The sequence below is a fragment of the Sphingobacterium humi genome (assembly GCF_009768885.1).
Lineage (GTDB): Bacteria > Bacteroidota > Bacteroidia > Sphingobacteriales > Sphingobacteriaceae > Sphingobacterium > Sphingobacterium humi.
Map to the genome: position 1 here is coordinate 265,854 of NZ_WSQA01000003.1, position 19,032 is coordinate 284,885.

The following is a 19,032-nucleotide window of genomic DNA, read 5'->3' on the forward strand; positions in this document are numbered from 1 at the left end:
CTGCTTTAAAAGTTAACATTTAATCCACCGGTGAAGGTTTTCGAATTCGGGTACTGGAAACGGCCATACACCTGGTTGTTTTCCGGGTCTAAGCCTCGCCATTTTGTCCAGGTAAATAAGTTTTGACCCTGAACAAAGAGTTGGATGCCTTTAATCAGCTTGATGTTTTTTAAGGCGTCTGCATCAAATGTGTAGTTTAAGCGTACATTCCGTAAACGGATAAAGGAGGCGTCTTGAATATCTTTTGAGGTAAACACCCGCGGAATATCCAAGCGTTGTAAGATGGCTTTGTCGCCAGCATCGCCCGGGTTTTGCCAACGGTTATACAGCATGCGCTTGGTTTGGTTTGAGGTGGCATAACGCTGGTTTTCATTGTAGAAATCCTCGTTATTCCAACGGTCAACATCGGCAACAAAAGAAACTAGAGCCGAGGCCGAAAAACCCAGGTAGGATACTTGCGTATGCACACCGCCCGTCCATTTTGGATACATGCCAGCAGCTAAAGGAACACTTTGGGTAGCGGCATTGTAAGTTTTTGTGATGTTGCCATCTTTATCCAAGTACTGTGGTTCTCCGGTTTGGGTATCCACACCTGCCCAACGTGGCGCATAGTAGGTGCCATAAGCATGGCCCACTTTGATGATGCGGGTATCGCCATCCTCGAACTCGTCGGCGAAGTCGGATACACGTAAAATCTCATTTTTGTTATAGCTACCGTTGAAGCCTAAGCTCCAATTAAAGCGTTCGCCGCGGATGATGTCGGCATTCACGTCCCACTCGATACCCTTATTGCCCATTTTTCCGGTGCTTAATCTCAGTTCCTCGAAACCTGAAGTGCCCGGTGCAGGCTGTAGGATATACATGTTGTTCGTGATTTTATTGTAGTAGTCCACCGATAGCCTTAACCAGCGGTTTTCAAACAGCCCTAAATCCATACCTACGTTAAATTCATTGATGTATTCCCAGTCGAAGTCTTCGTTTCCGGCTTCCGTTGGGGCAATGGCGCTACCACCGCCATAGCCCGATAGCAGACCATAGGTGGCTAAGTAATCGAAATCATTCGCATAAGGGCTCGCCGTTGAACCATAAGAGGCACGGAAGTTTAAGGTTTGTACGGCATCTACCGATTTTAGGAAGTCTTCTTCTTTCACGTTCCAGTTGGCACCCAAGGAATAGAAGCCATGCCATTTGTTTTTAGGCGCCACCTTGGTGGAACCATCGTAACGGTAGCTTCCTGTTAAGGTATATTTACGGTCGTAAGAATAACGTGCCACACCCATAAAGGAAGTTAGGGCCGATTTTGTTTTGCCGCCTAAAATATTCGGCATAAAATCTACACTACCATTGGTTACGCCGGCAGGCGTTTCCGGCAAACGGCCATCGATGCCATAGGCATTGAACCCAAAGTTGCGGTAATCGTTGTAGAGGTATTCATAAAAAGCAGAAGCCTCGAAGTCGTGAACCTGATTGAAGATTTCGTTGTAGGTAATGCCTGTGGTTGAAACCAAGTTGAAGTTCTGCGGATTTGACTGCGATAAACGGCCTTGTCCGCCTAAGGTATTGCTGTTTTTACGGCTACCGTAGTAAGAATCAGGGTTGATAAATACCACGCGGTTCGAGTTGCGGTAATCCACACCGGCACGTGTTGAAACCTTCAATGTCGGCAAAATCTGGTAACTGATCGATCCGCCAAGGATGGTTTTTAACTGTGCACTTTTGTCTGATGAGTTGAAAAGGCGCTCTAAGCCGGCGCTACCTTCGCGTTGATCTAAAATAAAATAATCAGACTCGTTACCAAAATGGATCAAGGTGCCATCGGGCGCGTAAGGATACTCATAAGGAAGGGCATAATAAACCGATGCCATGGAAGTACCTACGCTGGTGGTTCCTTCACCTTCGGTGAATTGCGATTTAGAATAGCCTAAACCAAGGTTTAAGTTGGCGGTAAGTTTGTCACTACCAAAGTCTAAATTACTTTTTAAGCTGAAGCGTTTTAATCCGGTACGGATGGCTACGCCGTCTTGGTTATAGAAGTTTAAGGAATTGTAGTAGCGCACCTTATCGGTTCCGCCGGTAAAGGATACTTGCTGCTCTACAAAGCTTCCGTTCTTAAAAAACTGGTCGCGCCAGTCGATATTGATGCCACGTAAGCTGTCAAGAATCTGATCGGCACGCGCTCTAAAGGCTTGGGTGCCATTGATGTATTTCGGGTTTTTAGGCGAGTAAGTCCAGCCCGGGCCGTAGTTTTTGCCATACTTCTCCCCAGCTTCTTCTTCAAAAATCAAGCGTTCGCTGGTGTTCATCATTTCAAAGTTCGGGCGGCTTAGGGTTGTTACGCCATACTGCGAGGCATATTCCACGCGTAGGCTGCCTTCCTTACCTTTTTTGGAGGTTAATAAAACCACGCCATTGGCACCACGAGAACCATAAAGGGCGGTCGCCGAAGCGTCTTTTAATACCACTACGTTCTCGAAGTCGTTTTGGTTAAGGGTTTGCATATAACCGGCTTCAATCGGAATCCCATCCAATACATAAAGGGGCGTGTTGGAACCGTTGATACTACCCACACCGCGAATAACGACCGCTGCACTTTGACCCGGTTGGCCAGAGCTCGAGATGACACTCATGCCCGGTACGCGGCCTTGCAGGATCTGATCTACCGTTAAGCCGGCCACCTGATTGATGTCTTTGGCTTGTACAGTTGTGGTTACACTGCTGGAAAGCTTTTTATCGTAGGCGGTATAGCCTGTTACGGCGATATCTTCAATGGCTTGGATACTTTCTTCCATGCGCAGCGTAAGGTTCTGCAGGTTGCTGAGGGTGATTTCTTGCGACTTAAAGCCTACCAAACTCAGGCTGATTACCTGTCTTGGGGCGGCACTGATTTGAAAGCGTCCCTGGCTATCGGTACTTGTTGTTGCGCCGGTAGTTTTGTTGCGTATGCTTACAAAGGCTAAAGGATTGCCTTTGGCATCTAACACCTGGCCGGAAAGGCTTTGTTGCGCGTGTTCGTTATGGCCAGCGAGGAGCTCTTTCTTACCGACAATCGCGATATCGCGGTTTTTTACCGTGAATTGGATGCCGGTACCATTGAAAATAGCGGCTAAAGCCTGGCCTACGGATACATTTTTTAGGTTGATATCGGCAATGCGGATATGCTCGATTAGGGCATCATCATAGAACACATTATAGCCAGATTGTTTTTGGATATCCTTTAATAATTTCTCTGCCGTCGTGCGCTTGGCCGACAGGCTGATGGTTTGTGCAGAGCCTGAAAAAGCAAGTAAGGCATAGCATAAAAGGAATAAGGTAAGGGATAGCTTATGCCCGCTGATGAGCGTGCTGCGCTTCCTTTCCTTGACGTTAATGAGCAACGTTCTTTTCATTTGTGAATTGATTAGGTTAAGTATTTTGTTAGGTTATCATGCCTGACCTTGGTTTTGAAGGGGCCGAAGCATGGGGGTTACGGAAATTTAATGTTTGGTAGTTTTCAGGACATAGACTTTTCTCCCTTCTATTTTATAGTTAATGCTGTGATTTAGTGTAATTATGTTCAGAACTTCGGCCAGGCTACTGGAGCGGGCGATATTGCCGGAAAATGTTTTCGTTTTTAAGTCTTGCAGGTTATCTGCAAAGACAAAGTCTACATCGTACCAACGTTCCAGCTGCTTGGTAATTTGCTGCAGGTTTTTCTTGGAAAACACAATTCTGGACTGTGCCCAGGCAATGGCTTCTTCCACATCAACATCAGCCTTGCTCAGCTGGCCTTTTGCCCATACCGCTTGCTGACCGGGGTTTAAGAAAAGTTCGCCAGCAGGCGTTTTTACCGCTACTTTTCCGCTTACCAAGGTGGTTCTTAAAGCTTCTTCTGCATAGGCGGAAACATTGAAGGAAGTGCCTAGCACTTCAATTTGCTGGTTTGCCGAAAGCACCTGGAAGGGCTGATTGGCCTGATGGGCCACCTCAAAATAAGCCTCTCCTTCCAATCGCACCTCGCGAATAGACCCGCTAAAGGCCGAAGGGAAATGCAGCTTGGAACCGGCATTCAGATGAACGCGGCTACCGTCGGGAAGGGTTAATTTATATTCCGAAGCGCGTGGCGTTTCCAGGGTATGCCATACCACTTTATGAAAACGCTGGAGGGTGTCCTTATTCAGGAGTATTTGGTTGGATGCCAATTCGAGCATGCTATTGCTGTCTAAGGCTATGGGTGCTCCATCGCCGCTGGTTAAAATGGCATGCGTAGCTCCGGCAGCAATATCCATTTGCTGGGTTTGATTGGCTATCTGTTTAGTTTCTACGCCTTGCCGCTGCTGAAAAAATAACCAGGTAAATCCTAAGCCAAGAAGTAGCACCGCGGCATAAGGTAGCCATTTCAAATAGCTTGGTTTGCGCGTGCGTATAGGCAATATGTCCGGCGCAGGCTGCTGTAGCACCTGATTCTTAAAACGGGTAAAGGCCTCTTCGCTATCCGAAAGGGAAGGTTGGGCTTGAAAATCCTGAAAGGATTGGCCAATAAGTTCTTGCAATATAGGCTGATTTGCAGGGTCTTCCACAAGCTGTAGGAAGGTCATGAGTTCCTCGGCATGGAGGTCATCCTGCAGATAGCGCTGATAGAGCTTGGTTATGGTTTCTTTCTTATTCATAATCCGGTTTTGTAGGTAGGGGAAGCAATGGGTTGATAGCTTTCTTGCCTCCTTAGGGGTAAAGACGCAAAGGAAGGAAGGAGGAATACAGTTAAAATGAAATTTTTAGTGAAATTGTTGCTGTTGGGCCACAAGACTGGCCAATAGGAGCAGCATCGCTAGCTCATCATGGGATTCCATGAACTTACGGATGCGTTGTAGCGCCCGCACGACGTAGGTTTTGGACGAGAAGACTGAAATACCCAATTCCTTGGCAATTTCCTCATGGCTTAAGCCTTCCACGCGACTTTTGATAAATACTTCGCGCACCTGTGTCGGCAATTGAGCGATGGCATCCTTCAGTTTCTGGTCCAATTCCTTATATTCTAAAAGGCCGTCGGGTAGGGGTTGGGGATCTTGGAAATAGCCGATCAGGGTTTCCAGGTTGGCCGTAGTCAGGACTTTCTTCCGTAGAAAATCAATGCTAGTATTGCGGGCAATGATGAATAGGTAGCTTTGCAGGTCTTGAACGCCCTTGAGTTGCTGCCGATTATGGTAGAGCTTGGTGAAGATCTCCTGCGAAATATCCTCGGCTTGCTCCCTGGATTTAACCAAGCTGAGCACGACCCCATAAATATGCGACCAATATTGTTGAAATAATTGCTTATAGGCTTGTTCTTTCCCTTCCGCTAAGGCAATTAATAACTGGTCATATGGCATGGCTTGAGGCATCTCCTTCATAATCTTCGCGTTAATAGTAGGCTGCTTTCCTGCCATACTATAACGCGCTTAGCGAACTAAGATAACAATTTTATTCTACTTGATTTTTCAAGATTTTCAACTTGTAGAATGAGTTATTTAAATTGTGTTAGTTTCAATAAAAATAGATAATGAATGCTAAATAATCAAATAAACATTATTAATATTATGTTTATTTCAATAAAAAATGAAAAATATTATGATTTTAATTTTATTCTTATTTACTTTGTGTCATTCATTAAATAAAAAGAATTAAAAGCTATTAAAATTGAAATTTTATGTGTGGAATCGTAGGTGCATTTGATTTAAAACAGCCATCGGCAACATTAAGACCGCAGGTCTTGGAGATGGCCAAGAGAATCCGTCATAGAGGACCGGATTGGTCGGGGATTTACAGTGCCGAGCGCGCTATCCTGGCGCATGAACGCTTAGCGATCGTTGATCCGAAGTCTGGAAGCCAACCTTTGTTCAGCCCGGATGGACAAGTGGTGTTAGCAGTAAATGGGGAAATCTATAATCATCAAAACCTACGAAATTCGCTCCCTAATTATCAGTTTTCTACAGCTTCCGATTCCGAGGTGGTATTGGCCCTTTACTTGGAGAAAGGTCCTGCTTTTATCGAAGAACTGAATGGTATTTTTGGCTTTGCCCTTTACGATGGCCGTTCGGATACCTTCTTGATTGCTCGTGACCATATGGGGATTATTCCCTTGTATTATGGTAAGGATGAATTCGGACAGCTGTTTGTTTCCTCTGAATTGAAATCCTTGGAAGGCTTCTGTGTGGAAATGCAGCAATTCCCTCCGGGACATTATTTGTATAGCAAGGAAAGCATGGAGCCCCAAGCCTGGTACAGCCGCGATTGGGAAAGCTATGCTAGCGTAGCGCAGGCGAAAACCGACCTGGAAACCCTGCGTGAAGGTTTGGAAGAGGCTGTGCATCGGCAATTGATGTCGGATGTGCCTTACGGCGTTTTGTTGTCAGGTGGATTGGACTCTTCGGTCATCGCGGCGATTACTAAGAAGTTTGCGGCTAAGCGTATCGAGAGTCAAGATCAGGAAGAAGCCTGGTATCCGCAGTTGCACTCCTTTGCGGTGGGCTTGCAAGGATCGCCGGATCTGATTGCTGCGCAAAAAGCTGCAGACCATATCGGCACGATTCATCATGAGGTGAACTTCACCATTCAGGAAGGTCTGGATGCTATCCGTGACGTCATCTATCATTTAGAGACCTACGATGTGACCACCATACGTGCCTCTACACCGATGTACCTCTTGGCTAGGGTGATTAAATCTATGGGTATTAAAATGGTGCTATCCGGAGAGGGTTCCGATGAACTATTCGGGGGCTACCTGTATTTCCATAAAGCGCCGAATGCGCAAGAGTTCCACGAGGAAACCGTCCGAAAATTAAAGAAACTTTACCTCTACGACTGCCTGCGTGCGAATAAATCACTTGCCGCATGGGGCGTGGAAGGACGCGTACCATTCCTAGATAAGGAGTTTATGGATATCGCCATGGGCATCAATCCGGAAGATAAAATGATTAAAAACGGACGCATGGAAAAATGGGTCGTACGCAAAGCCTTCGAGGATTATCTGCCGGAAAGTATCGCCTGGCGACAAAAGGAACAGTTCTCCGACGGTGTTGGCTATTCCTGGATCGATACCCTGAAAGAACAAGCGGAGCGCCTGGTTACAGATACCGAATTTGAAACCGCCGCAAGCCGATTCCCACAAAATACCCCAAAAAATAAAGAAGAATACCTGTATCGGAGCATCTTTGAATCGCACTTCCCTTCGGAAGCGGCTGCCCTGACCGTGCCATCGGCTAAATCCGTAGCCTGCAGTACCCCGGAAGCCTTATTATGGGATGCCTCATTTCAAAACCTTAACGATCCATCAGGACGTGCTGTGGCTTCTGTCCATCAGGATAGCTATGAAAAGAGCCATCAATCAGCATCATGTTCTTAGTTAAATATGCTTAAATTGGGAGGGAGGTAGCAGTTTGTTGCCTCTTTTTTAATTGCGGTTATCGGTGCTGGATAGCTTCTCCTGATAGCTTTTATGCCATACGGCTCCTAAGCTAATACCGTATTGCGCCAACATGTAAGTCAGCATAATCATTAGCCCTGAATTGGGGACATAGGCCACAAACTTAGTAATCGCAAGGATGGAATCTGAGATGACAAAGAGGAGGGCGCCAAAGAAAATTGCTATAAAGCTTGCCATGCTGGTCCTATGCCGACGGCCATACGCAAAGACCGCCATCAAGGCAATCAGGAAGATATAGCAAATAACAGGGTATTTCTCTACCCCCAAGCTTGGGGCCAATATTTGATACAGATACAACGAATAGATGGCTAAAACCATCGTAATCAGGTACAAGAATCGATCCCTTCGCATATCGGCTTTCTTGAACTGTTCGAGAAAGGCAAAGAGGTAAAACCCATGTCCAATTAGGAAAGCGCCAAGTCCGAACAAGAAGTAATCGGGAAAAAGCAGGAAGATATCGCCAAGCCAACCGAAGAATAACCCGATGGCAATATGCTTGTAAAAGCTAGTGGATAAGCGAGTTTCTAACCAGAGAAAGCCGATCAACACCGGACAAATCAAGACCTTGCTCAGCATCCGGAGTTCATCTGCATAGCTATGGATGCTGTACAATTGCACAGCAAATACAAGCAAAAATAGAAGATGCGGAATAACTTTCTTCATAGGCATTAAACGGCTATTCGCTTATTCTTGTGGCTGTTTGGCTTTATTTCTTTGTACTAATTTATAACTGATAAATAAAATAACAAGCCAAATCGGAATCAATTCTACCGATATTTTCAAACCTGTAAACCACATCATCAACAATACCCCCGATAAAAACAGCAAACTAAAGTAATTACTGATGGGGTATAGGATGGTTGGGAACTTCGTTTTAATACCTTCGGCATCTTTCTTCTTGCGGAAGAACATATGCGTCAGGGTAATCATGATCCAGTTGATAATCAATGCGGATACCACCAAGGACATCAGGATACCCAATGCTTCCTCCGGAATAACCTTGTTGATAATAACCGTGACAGCCACAATGGCCGCCGATACCAAGATCGCATTCACTGGCGAGTGGTTTGCATTCAGCTTCTTCAGGAACTTCGGCGCATTGCCTTGCTCGGCCAATCCGAATAACATCCTTGAATTACTATAAACACAACTGTTGTATACAGATAATGCCGCTGTTAATACGATAATATTCAGGGCGTTTGCAATAATACTCGTGAAGTAGAAGGTCTTTCCGAACAGCTCGAATTCAAAGCCTTTGAGGGTGGCAAATACTTCCACAAAAGGAGAGGTATCTGCTGTAATGGAGCGCCAAGGCATCAGGGAGAATAGGATAAATAAGGCACCCACGTAGAACACCAATATCCGCCATAGCACCTGATTGGTAGCTTTCGGGATATTTTTTTCCGGATGTTCAGCCTCAGCCGCCGTAATACCCACCAATTCCAATCCCCCGAAGGAGAACATGATAATGACCAGCGCGGCCAGTAAGCCTTGATAACCTACAGAAGAGTCACCAGTGAGCCAGCCCTTGGGCAAAAAGCCATCGTCGTTATAGAGATTGGCTACCGTGGCCCGTTCGCCGCCATTCCCGGAGATCAGCAGGTAAGCTCCGAAGATAATCATCGCTATAATCGCGACAACCTTGATAATGGAGAACCAGAACTCCGTTTCCCCATACACCTTGACGGAAGCGAGGTTAATCGCATTAATCAGGAAAAAGAAGAACAGCGTCGATACCCATAATGGGATTTCCGGCCACCAGAACTGTACGTATTTGCCGATAGCGGTTAGTTCCGCCATACTCACCAGGATATACAAGATCCAATAGTTCCAGCCGGAAGCGAAGCCTGCAAAAGGCCCCCAATACTTATTAGCAAAGGAACTGAAGCTACCCGATATCGGTTCTTCGACCACCATTTCGCCTAATTGTCGCATAATGAAAAATGCGACCAACCCAGCGATCGCATAGCCTAGGATAACGGATGGTCCGGCTAGAATAGCAGCCTGCCCTACGCCGAGGAACAAGCCTGTCCCGATGGCACCTCCTAAGGCGATAAGCTGTATATGTCGATTACTTAAGCCTCTTTTTAGTTCTTTGTCCTTATTTTCTTGCACGATATTAGATTAATTATGGCAACGTAAATAGCTCGAATGGGGAATCTATCTCCAGTTTTTACCCCTTATAGGTTGCAAGATATATTTTTCCTTTTAAATATTAATACATTCCAGGGATAAATTGGCCTTGTGACAATGGTTAAAACAGAGTAATCAGGGTTAAAGCTTCATATACAGCGAGATACATCCTATTGCGCTGCCGAAAAGTTCCTACCCTTAGGCTATTTTCCTCATATTCTTTACTTATTTAGAATGATTATAAATAATATTGTTTACCTTTGAAACATGTTGTTTTAATTAGTAAGATAGCTTAGGAGCGAAATGTGCTATGATAGTTAAAAGTAAGATTTTAGAGTTAAATAAGTGGCTCTTCGTCGAGGAGGTACTTGATGAATATATACCAGAAAATCCACTGATTGAAAATAGGTCGAAAATAAATGTAGGATCCATTGAAATGGAGAACTTCCAGCTGTCCACCAGCGGATTATTTATCCTGCAATCCCGAATGAACTTTGCCAAACCTGTTCATTTTCAGACAGAAATTGAGGGCGAAGCGGTAACGAGTCAGTTTATATTCTACAGGCCTTTGAATGCCAGTCGGAAGCAAGAACGTAGTCGGCATAACATCCGTTATATTCCATCCTTCAATTCGGTACAGGAAGTACGGGAAGGTTTCGAGTACACGTATTTTATTGCGGTATTATCCAAATCCTATTACCTGAACCTGATTAAGCGGGAATCCCTATTGCATCGCAACTTTATCAAGGAGCTTGATCGGGGTCGCTATGTTTCCTACGCGAAGGAAGATCAGTGTGCTACCTTTGAGATGCAACAGGCTATAGCGGAATTGGTCGATTGTCGGAAGCTTGGCGAAATACGCCGCTTGCATACCGAATCGCGAATCTTAAGTCTGTTGATGTATCAGTTTGAGCAGTATTTCGAGCAGGCACCCAGCGTTTCGGAGCCTTTCAACCAGGAAGATATACAGCGATTGGAGAAAGCCAAGGGTATTCTAGATAACCGGATCAGTAATCCGCCGACACAAAAGGAGCTTGCGGCCGAGGTGCTGACCAGCGAAAGTAAATTACGCAAGGATTTTAAACGCTACTTTTCCATGACGATCCATGATTATCTCACCCGGATCAGGATGGAGCAGGCCAAGGCCTATCTCTTGGTTGAACGTCTTCCCGTTTATGAGGTTGCCTCCCTAACCGGCTATGGCCATCAGAACAATTTCAGTAGTGCTTTCAAGAAGTATTATGGGGTATCCCCGGTAGATATCAAGGAATAAATGCTGCAGAACTCCCTTTCTAGGGATCCGCAGCATGGGGATGGCCTTAAGAGAAAAGCTCTTGGTATTTAAAATGCAGGAAAGTGACCGGATCTTCCTTGGTTGGAAATTCAGGAGCACCCTGATAGATACTGACCATCATGATTTTGAATACCCTATTATTTCCTGTTTTCACAAAAATAGTCTTTCCTTTAACTGGTGATATCACGTGTGTCAATACATCGTATATATACCAGCCTTGTTCGCCATAGGCAACATTTCCTGAGGTCGATTGATTAAAAGGCAAGGAAGGTTTGCTGTGGCTTTTATCGTAGGGGCTGTTCAGCACCTCCATCCAAACATTTGCTTTGCTGTTGCTAATAATCTGCGTATTCGCAAGTCCGGAGAAGGCAATATCCCAGTTATCGTCTTTTTGCATCACTTTATTTTCCTGTAGGCTGAAGTAAATAGGAGCGGCATTGCCTTCCGGTCTTCCCGTAACGGAGGTACCGTTATTTAAATCGCGAACATACTGTTCCTTTCCAATTGCTGGGGGTGCAGGGGTTGGACTATCCTTCGAACAGCCGCTGGCCATGCATCCAAATAAGAGCAGAAAGAAGAAAATCATTTGTTGGTTTTTCATATGTTTTAAAATGGAGAAAGGGCCAAGGATAATCCTTGACCCTTTCAAGAGTTAGAAATTGATTTTTACAAACATACCGAAGGTTCGAACAGGCAATAAGGATGCATATTCGAAGGATCCTCCATTTTTATTGTTGTAGAACCCATCAGGATTCAAATGATAAGGTAAGTTTTTGTAGATATAACCAAGGTTACGACCTACCAAACCTACTTGAGCAGCTTCAGCATGCAACCACTTTCTTGCTAAAGCGGATGGAAGGTGGTAACCAAGGTTAACTTCGCGAAGCGCGATATACGTGTTTTCAAATACAGAACGGTCGCGAACACCGGCACGCTCATGGAAACCTTCGTAGTAGTCGCTGGCTGTTAATGGTTGCAAGATGTATTCGCCATTGGCGTCTTTACCAATTAATTTACGCGCTTCTTCAAAGGATAATCCCGAAACGTCTTTGCCATGCAAGTATACTTGTTGGTCGAAAACGCCTTGCGGAATGATTCCATCGAACGTAGATTTATAGATGGTTTCCAGTTCTCCGGATTCCGGATTCTCTTGGAAGGTCGCAATTTTACGCTCAACCCCACCTAATTCTTTGGAACGGCCAAATTTTGTATTGGCCAATACGCCACGTTGGTATAATAAGGCATGCGTACCGGAGTAGATATCGCCGCCGATTTTAGCGTCTAACAAGGCCGTTACTTGGAAGTTTTTGTAGGTCAATGCATTTTCAAAACCTGCAATCCATTTCGGTAAAGTATTACCAATAACCTTTGCTTCACCTGCCGGCACATACTCCATCGCACTGTTCAAAATAGCTTGTCCTTTCGCATTGGTCTTAGGTGCATAGCTCGACAATAAATTACCGAAGTTACCATTTACAGAAGCCACTAAGCTCACGTCGTTTTGGCTACCTAAGTTGGAAAGGTCTGCCGTAGACTGGCTGGTTAAAGCTAAGAACTTATTGTTGTTTCTCGCCAAATTCAAGGTACTGTGCCAGCTGAATGATTTGCTCTGCACCGGAACGGCGTGAACTAAAATCTCCAAACCTTGGTTTCTTACTTTCGCATGTACGTCACGTAGCGGTTTGTTAAATTGCTCTAACGGGCTAATCATGTCGTATAGGTAATTATCGATGGTGCGTTGGTACCAGGTGAAGTGCAAATCTAAACGGTTAGACCAAAGGCTAACATCGGTACCCAATTCCAACTCTCTGGCATATTCGTACGAGAATCCTGTCTGGTAATTACGTAATCCCCAAGTCCCAGAATTGCTGTAATAAGGTTTGTACACCGATTTTAAGCCCGGGTAAGGTAATTCTAAATCATCCGTTACTGCAGATTGGTAATGGTACAAGCCCGTTACATTTCCGGTGTAGGCCCAGTTTGCGCGTAACTTCGCGTAAGTCAAGGTTTTTTCCGGTAGTTTTAACCAGTTTTGAAGGGCAGAACCGTAAAGGTAGGATAGCCCGAAACTAGGATACACCTGGGTTAAATTCCCTAATTTACTGATGTTCTTCAGGGTTTTGACCTGATCTACACGTGTGCCAGCATTGGCATAGAAGTTTTGGCCATATTGGTAGTTCACCAATAAATGTGCACCGTGGATGCTTTTTTGGTTGGCATGCTGAATCGTGAATTGGTTCAATAAACGCATGTTCTCAGCACCTTCAAACTTCTTGATCGCTTGTTTTTCACCGCCATTTTTGAAAATATGGAAGTTAGCGTCATTTGGCACAAAAGATTGGCCATTAATGCCGCCCTCACTTTGCCAGTAATCGTAGCCTAAACTAGCGTGAAACTGCTGTTTTTCTAATGCTAAACGGTAATTGAATTCTCCTTTTAGCATCCAGTCTTTTCCGGTTTCGTTGGCTCTATTGCGGTAGGCATTTTCTTGGTGGAAAATACTTTGGTTACCCAACATTCGCTCGAAGAAACCACCAGCATATTCTTGGGTGCGGGTATTTTGATCGGAGTAATTACCGCCGAATTTAAACGCCAAATCATCGGTAATCTGCCAGCTGTTCTGTAAGAAGGCACGGAAGGTATCCCCAGACTTCTTCGCCTGATGGCCATATAAATGCCATGCCGATTCACTTTCAAAGGGATCGTTGTTTGAGGCTGCGGCAAAATCTACCGGATATTCCATAAACGTACGACCTAGGGACGCAAATTTCTGCGCACCAATGCTAGGCGCATTGCGAGAGGTACTGTTGTTATAAATAAGCCCCAATTCCGATTGGAATTTCTTCGTCCATAATTGATTGGCTCTTAACATCAGGTTATTTTTATCCAAGGTATTACGTACGTAAGTTCCTTTATTATAATCTGCGGTGTAAGATAAACGAAGTTTCGTACGATCGTTGGTATAGCTAGCAGCGATATTACCAACCTGCGAGTTTGCTACATCAAACGAGTTGTAGTATTTATCGCTGGCTGTAGATAGCCAGGCTAATCGATTGTCGTTAATTAACTGAATCGTCTCGTTGTTCAGCAATTCAGGCATACTGAATGCTTTCCCGAAACTACCGCCTAAATTGGTTTCAACAGTGAATCCTTCCGGACTGTTGTTGCCTTTGGTGTAGAGTTCAATAACCCCATTCATCCCGCGGGAACCGTACTTAATGGCTGCGGCTGCACTTTTCAATACTTGTACATTGTCAATATCATACATGTTCAAGTTTTTAAGGGCATTTCCCCAGTCTTGGCCACCGTTTTGGTTGGCACCTGAGGTTTCGTTCTCAATAGGAATTCCATCGATAACAATAAGAGGCTGGTTGGAACCCACAAGGGATTTCTGACCCCGGATAACCATGCCGCTGCCGGAGGTAACACCACCTGCTGTTGCGGTCATTTGCAAACCGGCAACACGACCACGTAAGCTGTTAATCGGGTTGGCTTCAAAGCTGTTGATTAATTTGGAACCATCTAAATGGGCGGTTTCATAGGCCTTGTCGTGGTTAGATTGGCCAAGGATATACACCTCGCTAATCGATTCCGATTGCTTGGCTAATTCCACCTTTAGCAGTTCGCTGGTTTCTACGGTTAAGGTTTTAACCTCATAACCTGCTTTTTTAAAGGTTATGGTACAAGGGAATTCACTAACCGTAATGCGGAAGCTTCCTTTTAGGTTGGTGCTTCCCAACAAACCTTCCTTGGCATCTGTAATTTGAACTTGCGGCAAAAAGGTGCCGTATTCATTCACGACGCGACCTTGCAGGATTTGTTGTGCCCAGGCCTGCGGAATGCACAGGATAAAGAGAATGGTGATATAGAGGATTTTCGTTTTTGTCATGACTAACATTATGGATTTTAATTATTCACTGTATATATAGCGGCGTTCGGAACCCTGACCCGTATAAGAATTGCTGGAAGTCGGGACATCGTATTTGAAATGATCATAGCGATAGCTAAAATCCTCTACTAATGGTTTTTCAACACTGGTGCTCACATTGATACCGTTTTGGTAAATGCGTTGCACATTTTTATTGGATATAAAACCCGCCAATTGGCCGTAAAACTCACTCACCGGGTATGCCAGTAATACCGGGAACAAGGCTTCATTCAAACGGAAATAAGGACTTTTATTATGGTCATAGCGGAATTCAAAGGCTATTTTCTTAGGCAACAAGGTGGCGTTGATGACCGTGCCTTTGTCATCCAATAAAAAAGTTAATGTATCCGAAAGGGTAGGCCTCGGACCCGGTACAATGGTGCGGGTGGTTTGAATCACCTCTATTTTATTGTGGCCATATTGAATACGGGCGGTTGAAAGCTCGGGCCCTTCTACAAGGGTCAATCGGCCTTGCGCGTCATAACTGCATTGGTAATCATTGAAGGCAATGGGTTTGTTGGCCGTGCTGTTGTAACGGAACGTAAACCTGTCGCCGCCAAATAATAAGGCTTCTTTTAACTGCTGATCTTTGTTATAGCTATATTGTTCTAACAATTCGCCTTGGTTGTTGCGCACTTCATTTAAGTTGAAGTTTTTGGCAATGCTCAAACGGTCAGTTTGTTCAAAGGCTACCTGTTTATTGCATGAGCTCAAGCTGCTACCTAAGGTTAAGGAGAGTAAGAGCGCAGTAATTGTATTAAATTTCATAAAACTGGAATTATTCTTCGCGGTAATTAATTTTTAATTGTTCGTAATCGGCATTTATGGCATCATAGAAGCCCATATCAATCGGATAACCGGAAGGGTTAAACTTGATGCGGAAATCGTCAAAATTACGTTTGGTGCCATCTGTTTTGTGCTGCACATACAATTGAATGCTGTCACGAAGGTTTGGTCTGTTTAAGTATTTCAAGAAGTGCATCATGTTGATGGTACTTCCCGAGCCCATATGGCCTGTTCCGGCCCAGTCTACCTTTTTACCGGCTACAGCCAAGGCAAATTTACCGCCCGCCACCGTTAACAATTTATTGTTGCGCGTTGGCCAGGTATAGCTTGCGCCTTTCTCTTCTTCCACAACAGGGGTAAAATCCTGCGCTAAGATGACCCCAGATTTAAAACCTTTGGTGTTGAAGGTGGATACGGAGTCAGGTAATTCCGTGTTGTTCTTCGGATCGTAATGGCTTTCTGCGATTAATTGCAGTTGAAAATCTTCTGCATAGCGTTCGCCACGGAAGACTTTGGTAACCTGGTATTTGTTGTTGTATTGGAATTTGTATTTCACCAAATACATGGTTTCATGGTCCAATACATAATCTATAACCGTTCTTTTATGCGATTTTAAATCGATATCGCTGGTTCCATTTTTCTGGCAAGATGCAGCAATCACCGTAAACAGCATGGCACCCACAGCATAGTGCAGGCCTTTGCGAAGGCTATTATTTTTTAGATTTTTCATATGCGTTTTTAAAATTTGGAATACCATAGCCTATCTTGTTGTCTGGAGTATCGGCTTGGCTGGCGGTTTCTTGAATCAGGGTTTTAATTTCCTTAGCGGTTTTTCCGGGCAAGGCTTCCCATAAACAGGCGATTAAACCCGCAATAATTGGCGGGGTTTCTCCCGAGCTGTAGGAATTGCTATAACCGTAGATTACGGGAATGTCAAAAGATAAGGCCCCTAATTCAGGCTTGATACGTCCATCGGCGGTAGGCTTGTTAATCGCTGAATAGATCGGTTTATTCTTTCTATCTATATTTCCTACGGTAATGATGTTCTTAGCATCCGTTGGAGGCAAGGTAAAATTCAATGGACCTGATTTTTGAGGTTGCATTTGCACCGTCAATATCCCTTTGTTAAAGGCTGCATCGGCAGCAAGGCTACTAATCGCGCGGCCATCGGTAGTTTCGGGTGTGATATCAAACTCAGGCTGATTAAATTTAATGCCATACACCTGAGATGAGCTGACGATATCAACGCCGATGCTATCTGCACGCTCTAATGCTGCTACCCAACTGGTTTCAAAGAAAGGCTCTTGGTTACCGTGTTGGTCGGTACGGAAGAGGGCAAAATCAGCACGAGGAGATAGGCCGATGTAATGATTCGGCTTTAAGGCTGCCATTAATGCCAATTGATTATTTCCCTTATGCGTGGTTGTACGCAAATCGCTGCGGTTGAACAGGAAATCATAGGTGTCTACAATTTTCTTCTCACTAAGTAAATGGGCAATTTCGGCCTTTTCATTAATGTAACCGAAACCAATACCCATTAATGCAATCATTTTGCCCTTACCATAGAAGTGTTGCTCGTGTAAGAAATTGGCGTTGTATTGTTCCAACAAGAAGTAGGTATTGCCATACGTGCTTTGTGAAACTTCCATTTTATCTAATTCGGCTGTGCTCACCTTGCTATCGAGGATGTTATCATCGATAACCGGTGGAATAACCGGCTCTTCATAACCACGGTGAATACCTAAGGATTTCACTTTCGCTACAGTTGCTAGTTTCTGGATCGAACTCACTTCCTTATAATCTTTTGGAAGGTGAATAACCGCATAGTTCAACCATTTCGAGCAGTTTAACAGCTTGGCATTGGTATGCTTTAATAACTCTTTTATATAGGTAGGACTTACCGGTAAGTCCGTGGAATCGATAGCGATCTTTTGATCTTGACGACGTTTAATAGCACGTTCGCTAAGAAAGGCTGAAGCCTTGTTTATGCTGTATTCTTTTTGGTTTTTATCCTTAAAATAAACCAATAAAGCCTCACCGTATTCCGGATCCGGATCTGGTTGGTTTACATAAGTGCCATACGCATTTAATTCCTTTCGGCAAGACATACTAGTCGAAAGGCATGCAAGTGCCAAAGCTGCAGCAAGTATATTTTTTATAGTAATCATTTGGTTTGTGTTTGTTGGATTTTACTGGAAGCGTTGTCCTTTTTCAATGTATTGGTAACGGAAGGTGAAGTAGCCACCACGTGGACCCATAGTTTCATAGTTCTCGCCAATCATAGAAGGCATATCCCGATAGAAGCTTAGGATTTGCATCTTTACGAAGCCTTTTTTATCGGCAGTTTGGAAGAAGAGAGTTTTTTCAGGATAAGGAATGTAGAAGTAATTGGCATCCATAAAATACCAGGTCTTTCCACCACTGCGGTATCCTAAGGCATAATCTTCTTTCCCCACATCCTGACGTAAACCGCCAAGGTTTGGCACATTCTTCACGTTGAGGTAAGCCGTGTGTAAAATAACTGCTCTTGCGTCACCTGTACGGATCGGGTTGTCCATGGTACCCCCATTGATTTTGAGCTGGGCATGTTCAAAACAGATATCCCAATTGTCGCCAGCAGGTTTTTTTACCACCTCGCCCGTACTAAACTTGAAGAAAGGCTTGGTGCTATAATCACCTTTAAGATTTCGAATGATTTTTTCCTCTTGAACAGGTTGGGTGGGATTGAGAGGGGGATTATCCTTGCTGCATGCACTGAACAAAAAGATACAGTGGATGAGCCCGAATAAGACGCCTCTTACATTAGTGTAATTCATCATGTCTTATTTGTAATTATTCTAAATAATTGCAAAAATATAACATGCAGAAAAATAATTACCTATTAATTACGGTAAATAGCGTATGCATTATGGCATTTCCTTTCGCTTCAACCGATATGGGGCTTAGTATACTTTTTTCAATGACCTTGCTTAGCTTATTATTAACCCTTTGCAAAGGGGCATGAAAGGGGTGAGAAAGGGGAGAGAAAGGGGAGAAGAAGGGGGGAGAAATGGGGGAAAGCAAAAGCTGTATTTAACGTGCTGTCATGGCGTGCTGTCATGGCGTGCTGTCATCCTGAGCGAAGTCGAAGGACGAACGACTGGTACGTCAGTGCAAGCAGCAATGCCTAAAGCAATTGTTGTTGACAAAATCTTTGTGTAAGTAATTGATAATTATGCGTGTTAAGCATGATGGGTTGTACTGACGTACCAGTCGTTCGTCCTGCAACTTCGCTAAAGATGAGAGCTACCGATAAAAGCTACCGATGATATGGTTTTGTAAAGCGTTGTTAGTAAGCGTGTTAAGTATGGTTGATTGCACTGACGTACTAGTCGTTCGACTCCGCTCACGATGACAGCACTATAACAGCACGTTGACAACACCTAATACAAAAACGGCCCGCATTATTAAAAT

The 19,032-nt window shown here is 44.3% G+C and carries 13 protein-coding genes; 2 read left to right on the top strand and 11 right to left on the bottom strand.

Features of this window, described 5'->3' with window-relative positions:
- Positions 1-5: 5 nt before the first annotated feature.
- The 3 genes from GQF63_RS05310 to GQF63_RS05320 all read right to left on the bottom strand — a co-directional run bounded on the left by GQF63_RS05310 (position 6) and on the right by GQF63_RS05320 (position 5,402).
- The gene (locus GQF63_RS05310) at positions 6-3,386 is read right to left on the bottom strand and encodes a SusC/RagA family TonB-linked outer membrane protein (protein WP_160368075.1); all 3,381 of its coding nucleotides are present in this window, start codon (positions 3,384-3,386) and stop codon (positions 6-8) included.
- A gap of 87 nt (positions 3,387-3,473) precedes the next feature.
- Positions 3,474-4,646 carry a FecR family protein gene (locus GQF63_RS05315; protein ID WP_160368077.1) on the bottom strand — a complete coding sequence of 391 codons (1,173 nt, stop codon included), beginning with the start codon at positions 4,644-4,646 and terminating at the stop codon, positions 3,474-3,476.
- A gap of 105 nt (positions 4,647-4,751) precedes the next feature.
- Positions 4,752-5,402: an RNA polymerase sigma factor gene (locus GQF63_RS05320; protein ID WP_246163324.1), complete on the bottom strand. Its 651-nt coding sequence runs from the start codon at positions 5,400-5,402 to the stop codon at positions 4,752-4,754.
- A gap of 260 nt (positions 5,403-5,662) precedes the next feature.
- Between GQF63_RS05320 and asnB the strand changes: the two genes are divergently transcribed.
- Positions 5,663-7,357, top strand: a complete 1,695-nt coding sequence (asnB, locus tag GQF63_RS05325; RefSeq protein WP_160368079.1) for an asparagine synthase B — start codon at positions 5,663-5,665, stop codon at positions 7,355-7,357.
- Between the two features lie 48 nt (positions 7,358-7,405).
- Here the strand turns inward: asnB and GQF63_RS05330 are convergent, their stop codons facing one another.
- Positions 7,406-8,101: a lysoplasmalogenase gene (locus GQF63_RS05330; RefSeq protein WP_160368081.1), complete on the bottom strand. Its 696-nt coding sequence runs from the start codon at positions 8,099-8,101 to the stop codon at positions 7,406-7,408.
- A 21-nt stretch (positions 8,102-8,122) separates the two neighbouring features.
- Positions 8,123-9,553: an amino acid permease gene (locus tag GQF63_RS05335; RefSeq protein WP_160368082.1), complete on the bottom strand. Its 1,431-nt coding sequence runs from the start codon at positions 9,551-9,553 to the stop codon at positions 8,123-8,125.
- 328 nt (positions 9,554-9,881) lie between these two features.
- Between GQF63_RS05335 and GQF63_RS05340 the strand changes: the two genes are divergently transcribed.
- Entirely contained in the window at positions 9,882-10,844 is a 963-nt protein-coding gene (locus GQF63_RS05340) for a helix-turn-helix transcriptional regulator (protein WP_160368083.1), read from the top strand.
- Positions 10,845-10,890: 46 nt separating this feature from the next.
- On the opposite strand, the gene GQF63_RS05345 is transcribed toward GQF63_RS05340, so the two are convergent.
- From GQF63_RS05345 to GQF63_RS05370, 6 genes are read right to left on the bottom strand one after another with little or no spacing between them, the layout of a single operon-like run.
- Positions 10,891-11,466, bottom strand: a complete 576-nt coding sequence (locus tag GQF63_RS05345; RefSeq protein WP_160368084.1) for an HmuY family protein — start codon at positions 11,464-11,466, stop codon at positions 10,891-10,893.
- Between the two features lie 51 nt (positions 11,467-11,517).
- Complete coding sequence (locus tag GQF63_RS05350; protein WP_160368085.1) at positions 11,518-14,754, bottom strand: TonB-dependent receptor plug domain-containing protein; 3,237 nt, start codon at positions 14,752-14,754, stop codon at positions 11,518-11,520.
- Positions 14,755-14,775: 21 nt separating this feature from the next.
- Positions 14,776-15,561: a hypothetical protein gene (locus GQF63_RS05355; RefSeq protein ID WP_160368086.1), complete on the bottom strand. Its 786-nt coding sequence runs from the start codon at positions 15,559-15,561 to the stop codon at positions 14,776-14,778.
- 10 nt (positions 15,562-15,571) lie between these two features.
- Positions 15,572-16,309 carry a hypothetical protein gene (locus tag GQF63_RS05360; protein WP_160368087.1) on the bottom strand — a complete coding sequence of 246 codons (738 nt, stop codon included), beginning with the start codon at positions 16,307-16,309 and terminating at the stop codon, positions 15,572-15,574.
- Positions 16,290-17,747, bottom strand: coding sequence for a S8 family serine peptidase (locus GQF63_RS05365; RefSeq protein ID WP_160368088.1), 1,458 nt, complete (start codon positions 17,745-17,747; stop codon positions 16,290-16,292). The genes GQF63_RS05360 and GQF63_RS05365 overlap by 20 nt, the downstream gene beginning before the upstream one ends.
- Before the next feature lie 21 nt (positions 17,748-17,768).
- Positions 17,769-18,398 (bottom strand): HmuY family protein, encoded by a 630-nt coding sequence (locus GQF63_RS05370; protein WP_160368089.1) that lies wholly within the window; start codon positions 18,396-18,398, stop codon positions 17,769-17,771.
- Positions 18,399-19,032 lie beyond the last annotated feature (634 nt).

Excerpts from the sequence above, each read along its gene's own strand:
- GQF63_RS05310 (WP_160368075.1), bottom strand. The coding sequence starts at position 3,386 with ATGAAAAGAACGTTGCTCATTAACGTCAAGGAAAGGAAGCGCAGCACG.
- GQF63_RS05315 (WP_160368077.1), bottom strand. The coding sequence starts at position 4,646 with ATGAATAAGAAAGAAACCATAACCAAGCTCTATCAGCGCTATCTGCAG.
- GQF63_RS05320 (WP_246163324.1), bottom strand. The coding sequence starts at position 5,402 with ATGGCAGGAAAGCAGCCTACTATTAACGCGAAGATTATGAAGGAGATG.
- asnB (WP_160368079.1), top strand. The coding sequence starts at position 5,663 with ATGTGTGGAATCGTAGGTGCATTTGATTTAAAACAGCCATCGGCAACA.
- GQF63_RS05330 (WP_160368081.1), bottom strand. The coding sequence starts at position 8,101 with ATGAAGAAAGTTATTCCGCATCTTCTATTTTTGCTTGTATTTGCTGTG.
- GQF63_RS05340 (WP_160368083.1), top strand. The coding sequence starts at position 9,882 with ATGATAGTTAAAAGTAAGATTTTAGAGTTAAATAAGTGGCTCTTCGTC.
- GQF63_RS05345 (WP_160368084.1), bottom strand. The coding sequence starts at position 11,466 with ATGAAAAACCAACAAATGATTTTCTTCTTTCTGCTCTTATTTGGATGC.
- GQF63_RS05350 (WP_160368085.1), bottom strand. The coding sequence starts at position 14,754 with ATGACAAAAACGAAAATCCTCTATATCACCATTCTCTTTATCCTGTGC.
- GQF63_RS05355 (WP_160368086.1), bottom strand. The coding sequence starts at position 15,561 with ATGAAATTTAATACAATTACTGCGCTCTTACTCTCCTTAACCTTAGGT.
- GQF63_RS05360 (WP_160368087.1), bottom strand. The coding sequence starts at position 16,309 with ATGAAAAATCTAAAAAATAATAGCCTTCGCAAAGGCCTGCACTATGCT.
- GQF63_RS05365 (WP_160368088.1), bottom strand. The coding sequence starts at position 17,747 with ATGATTACTATAAAAAATATACTTGCTGCAGCTTTGGCACTTGCATGC.
- GQF63_RS05370 (WP_160368089.1), bottom strand. The coding sequence starts at position 18,398 with ATGATGAATTACACTAATGTAAGAGGCGTCTTATTCGGGCTCATCCAC.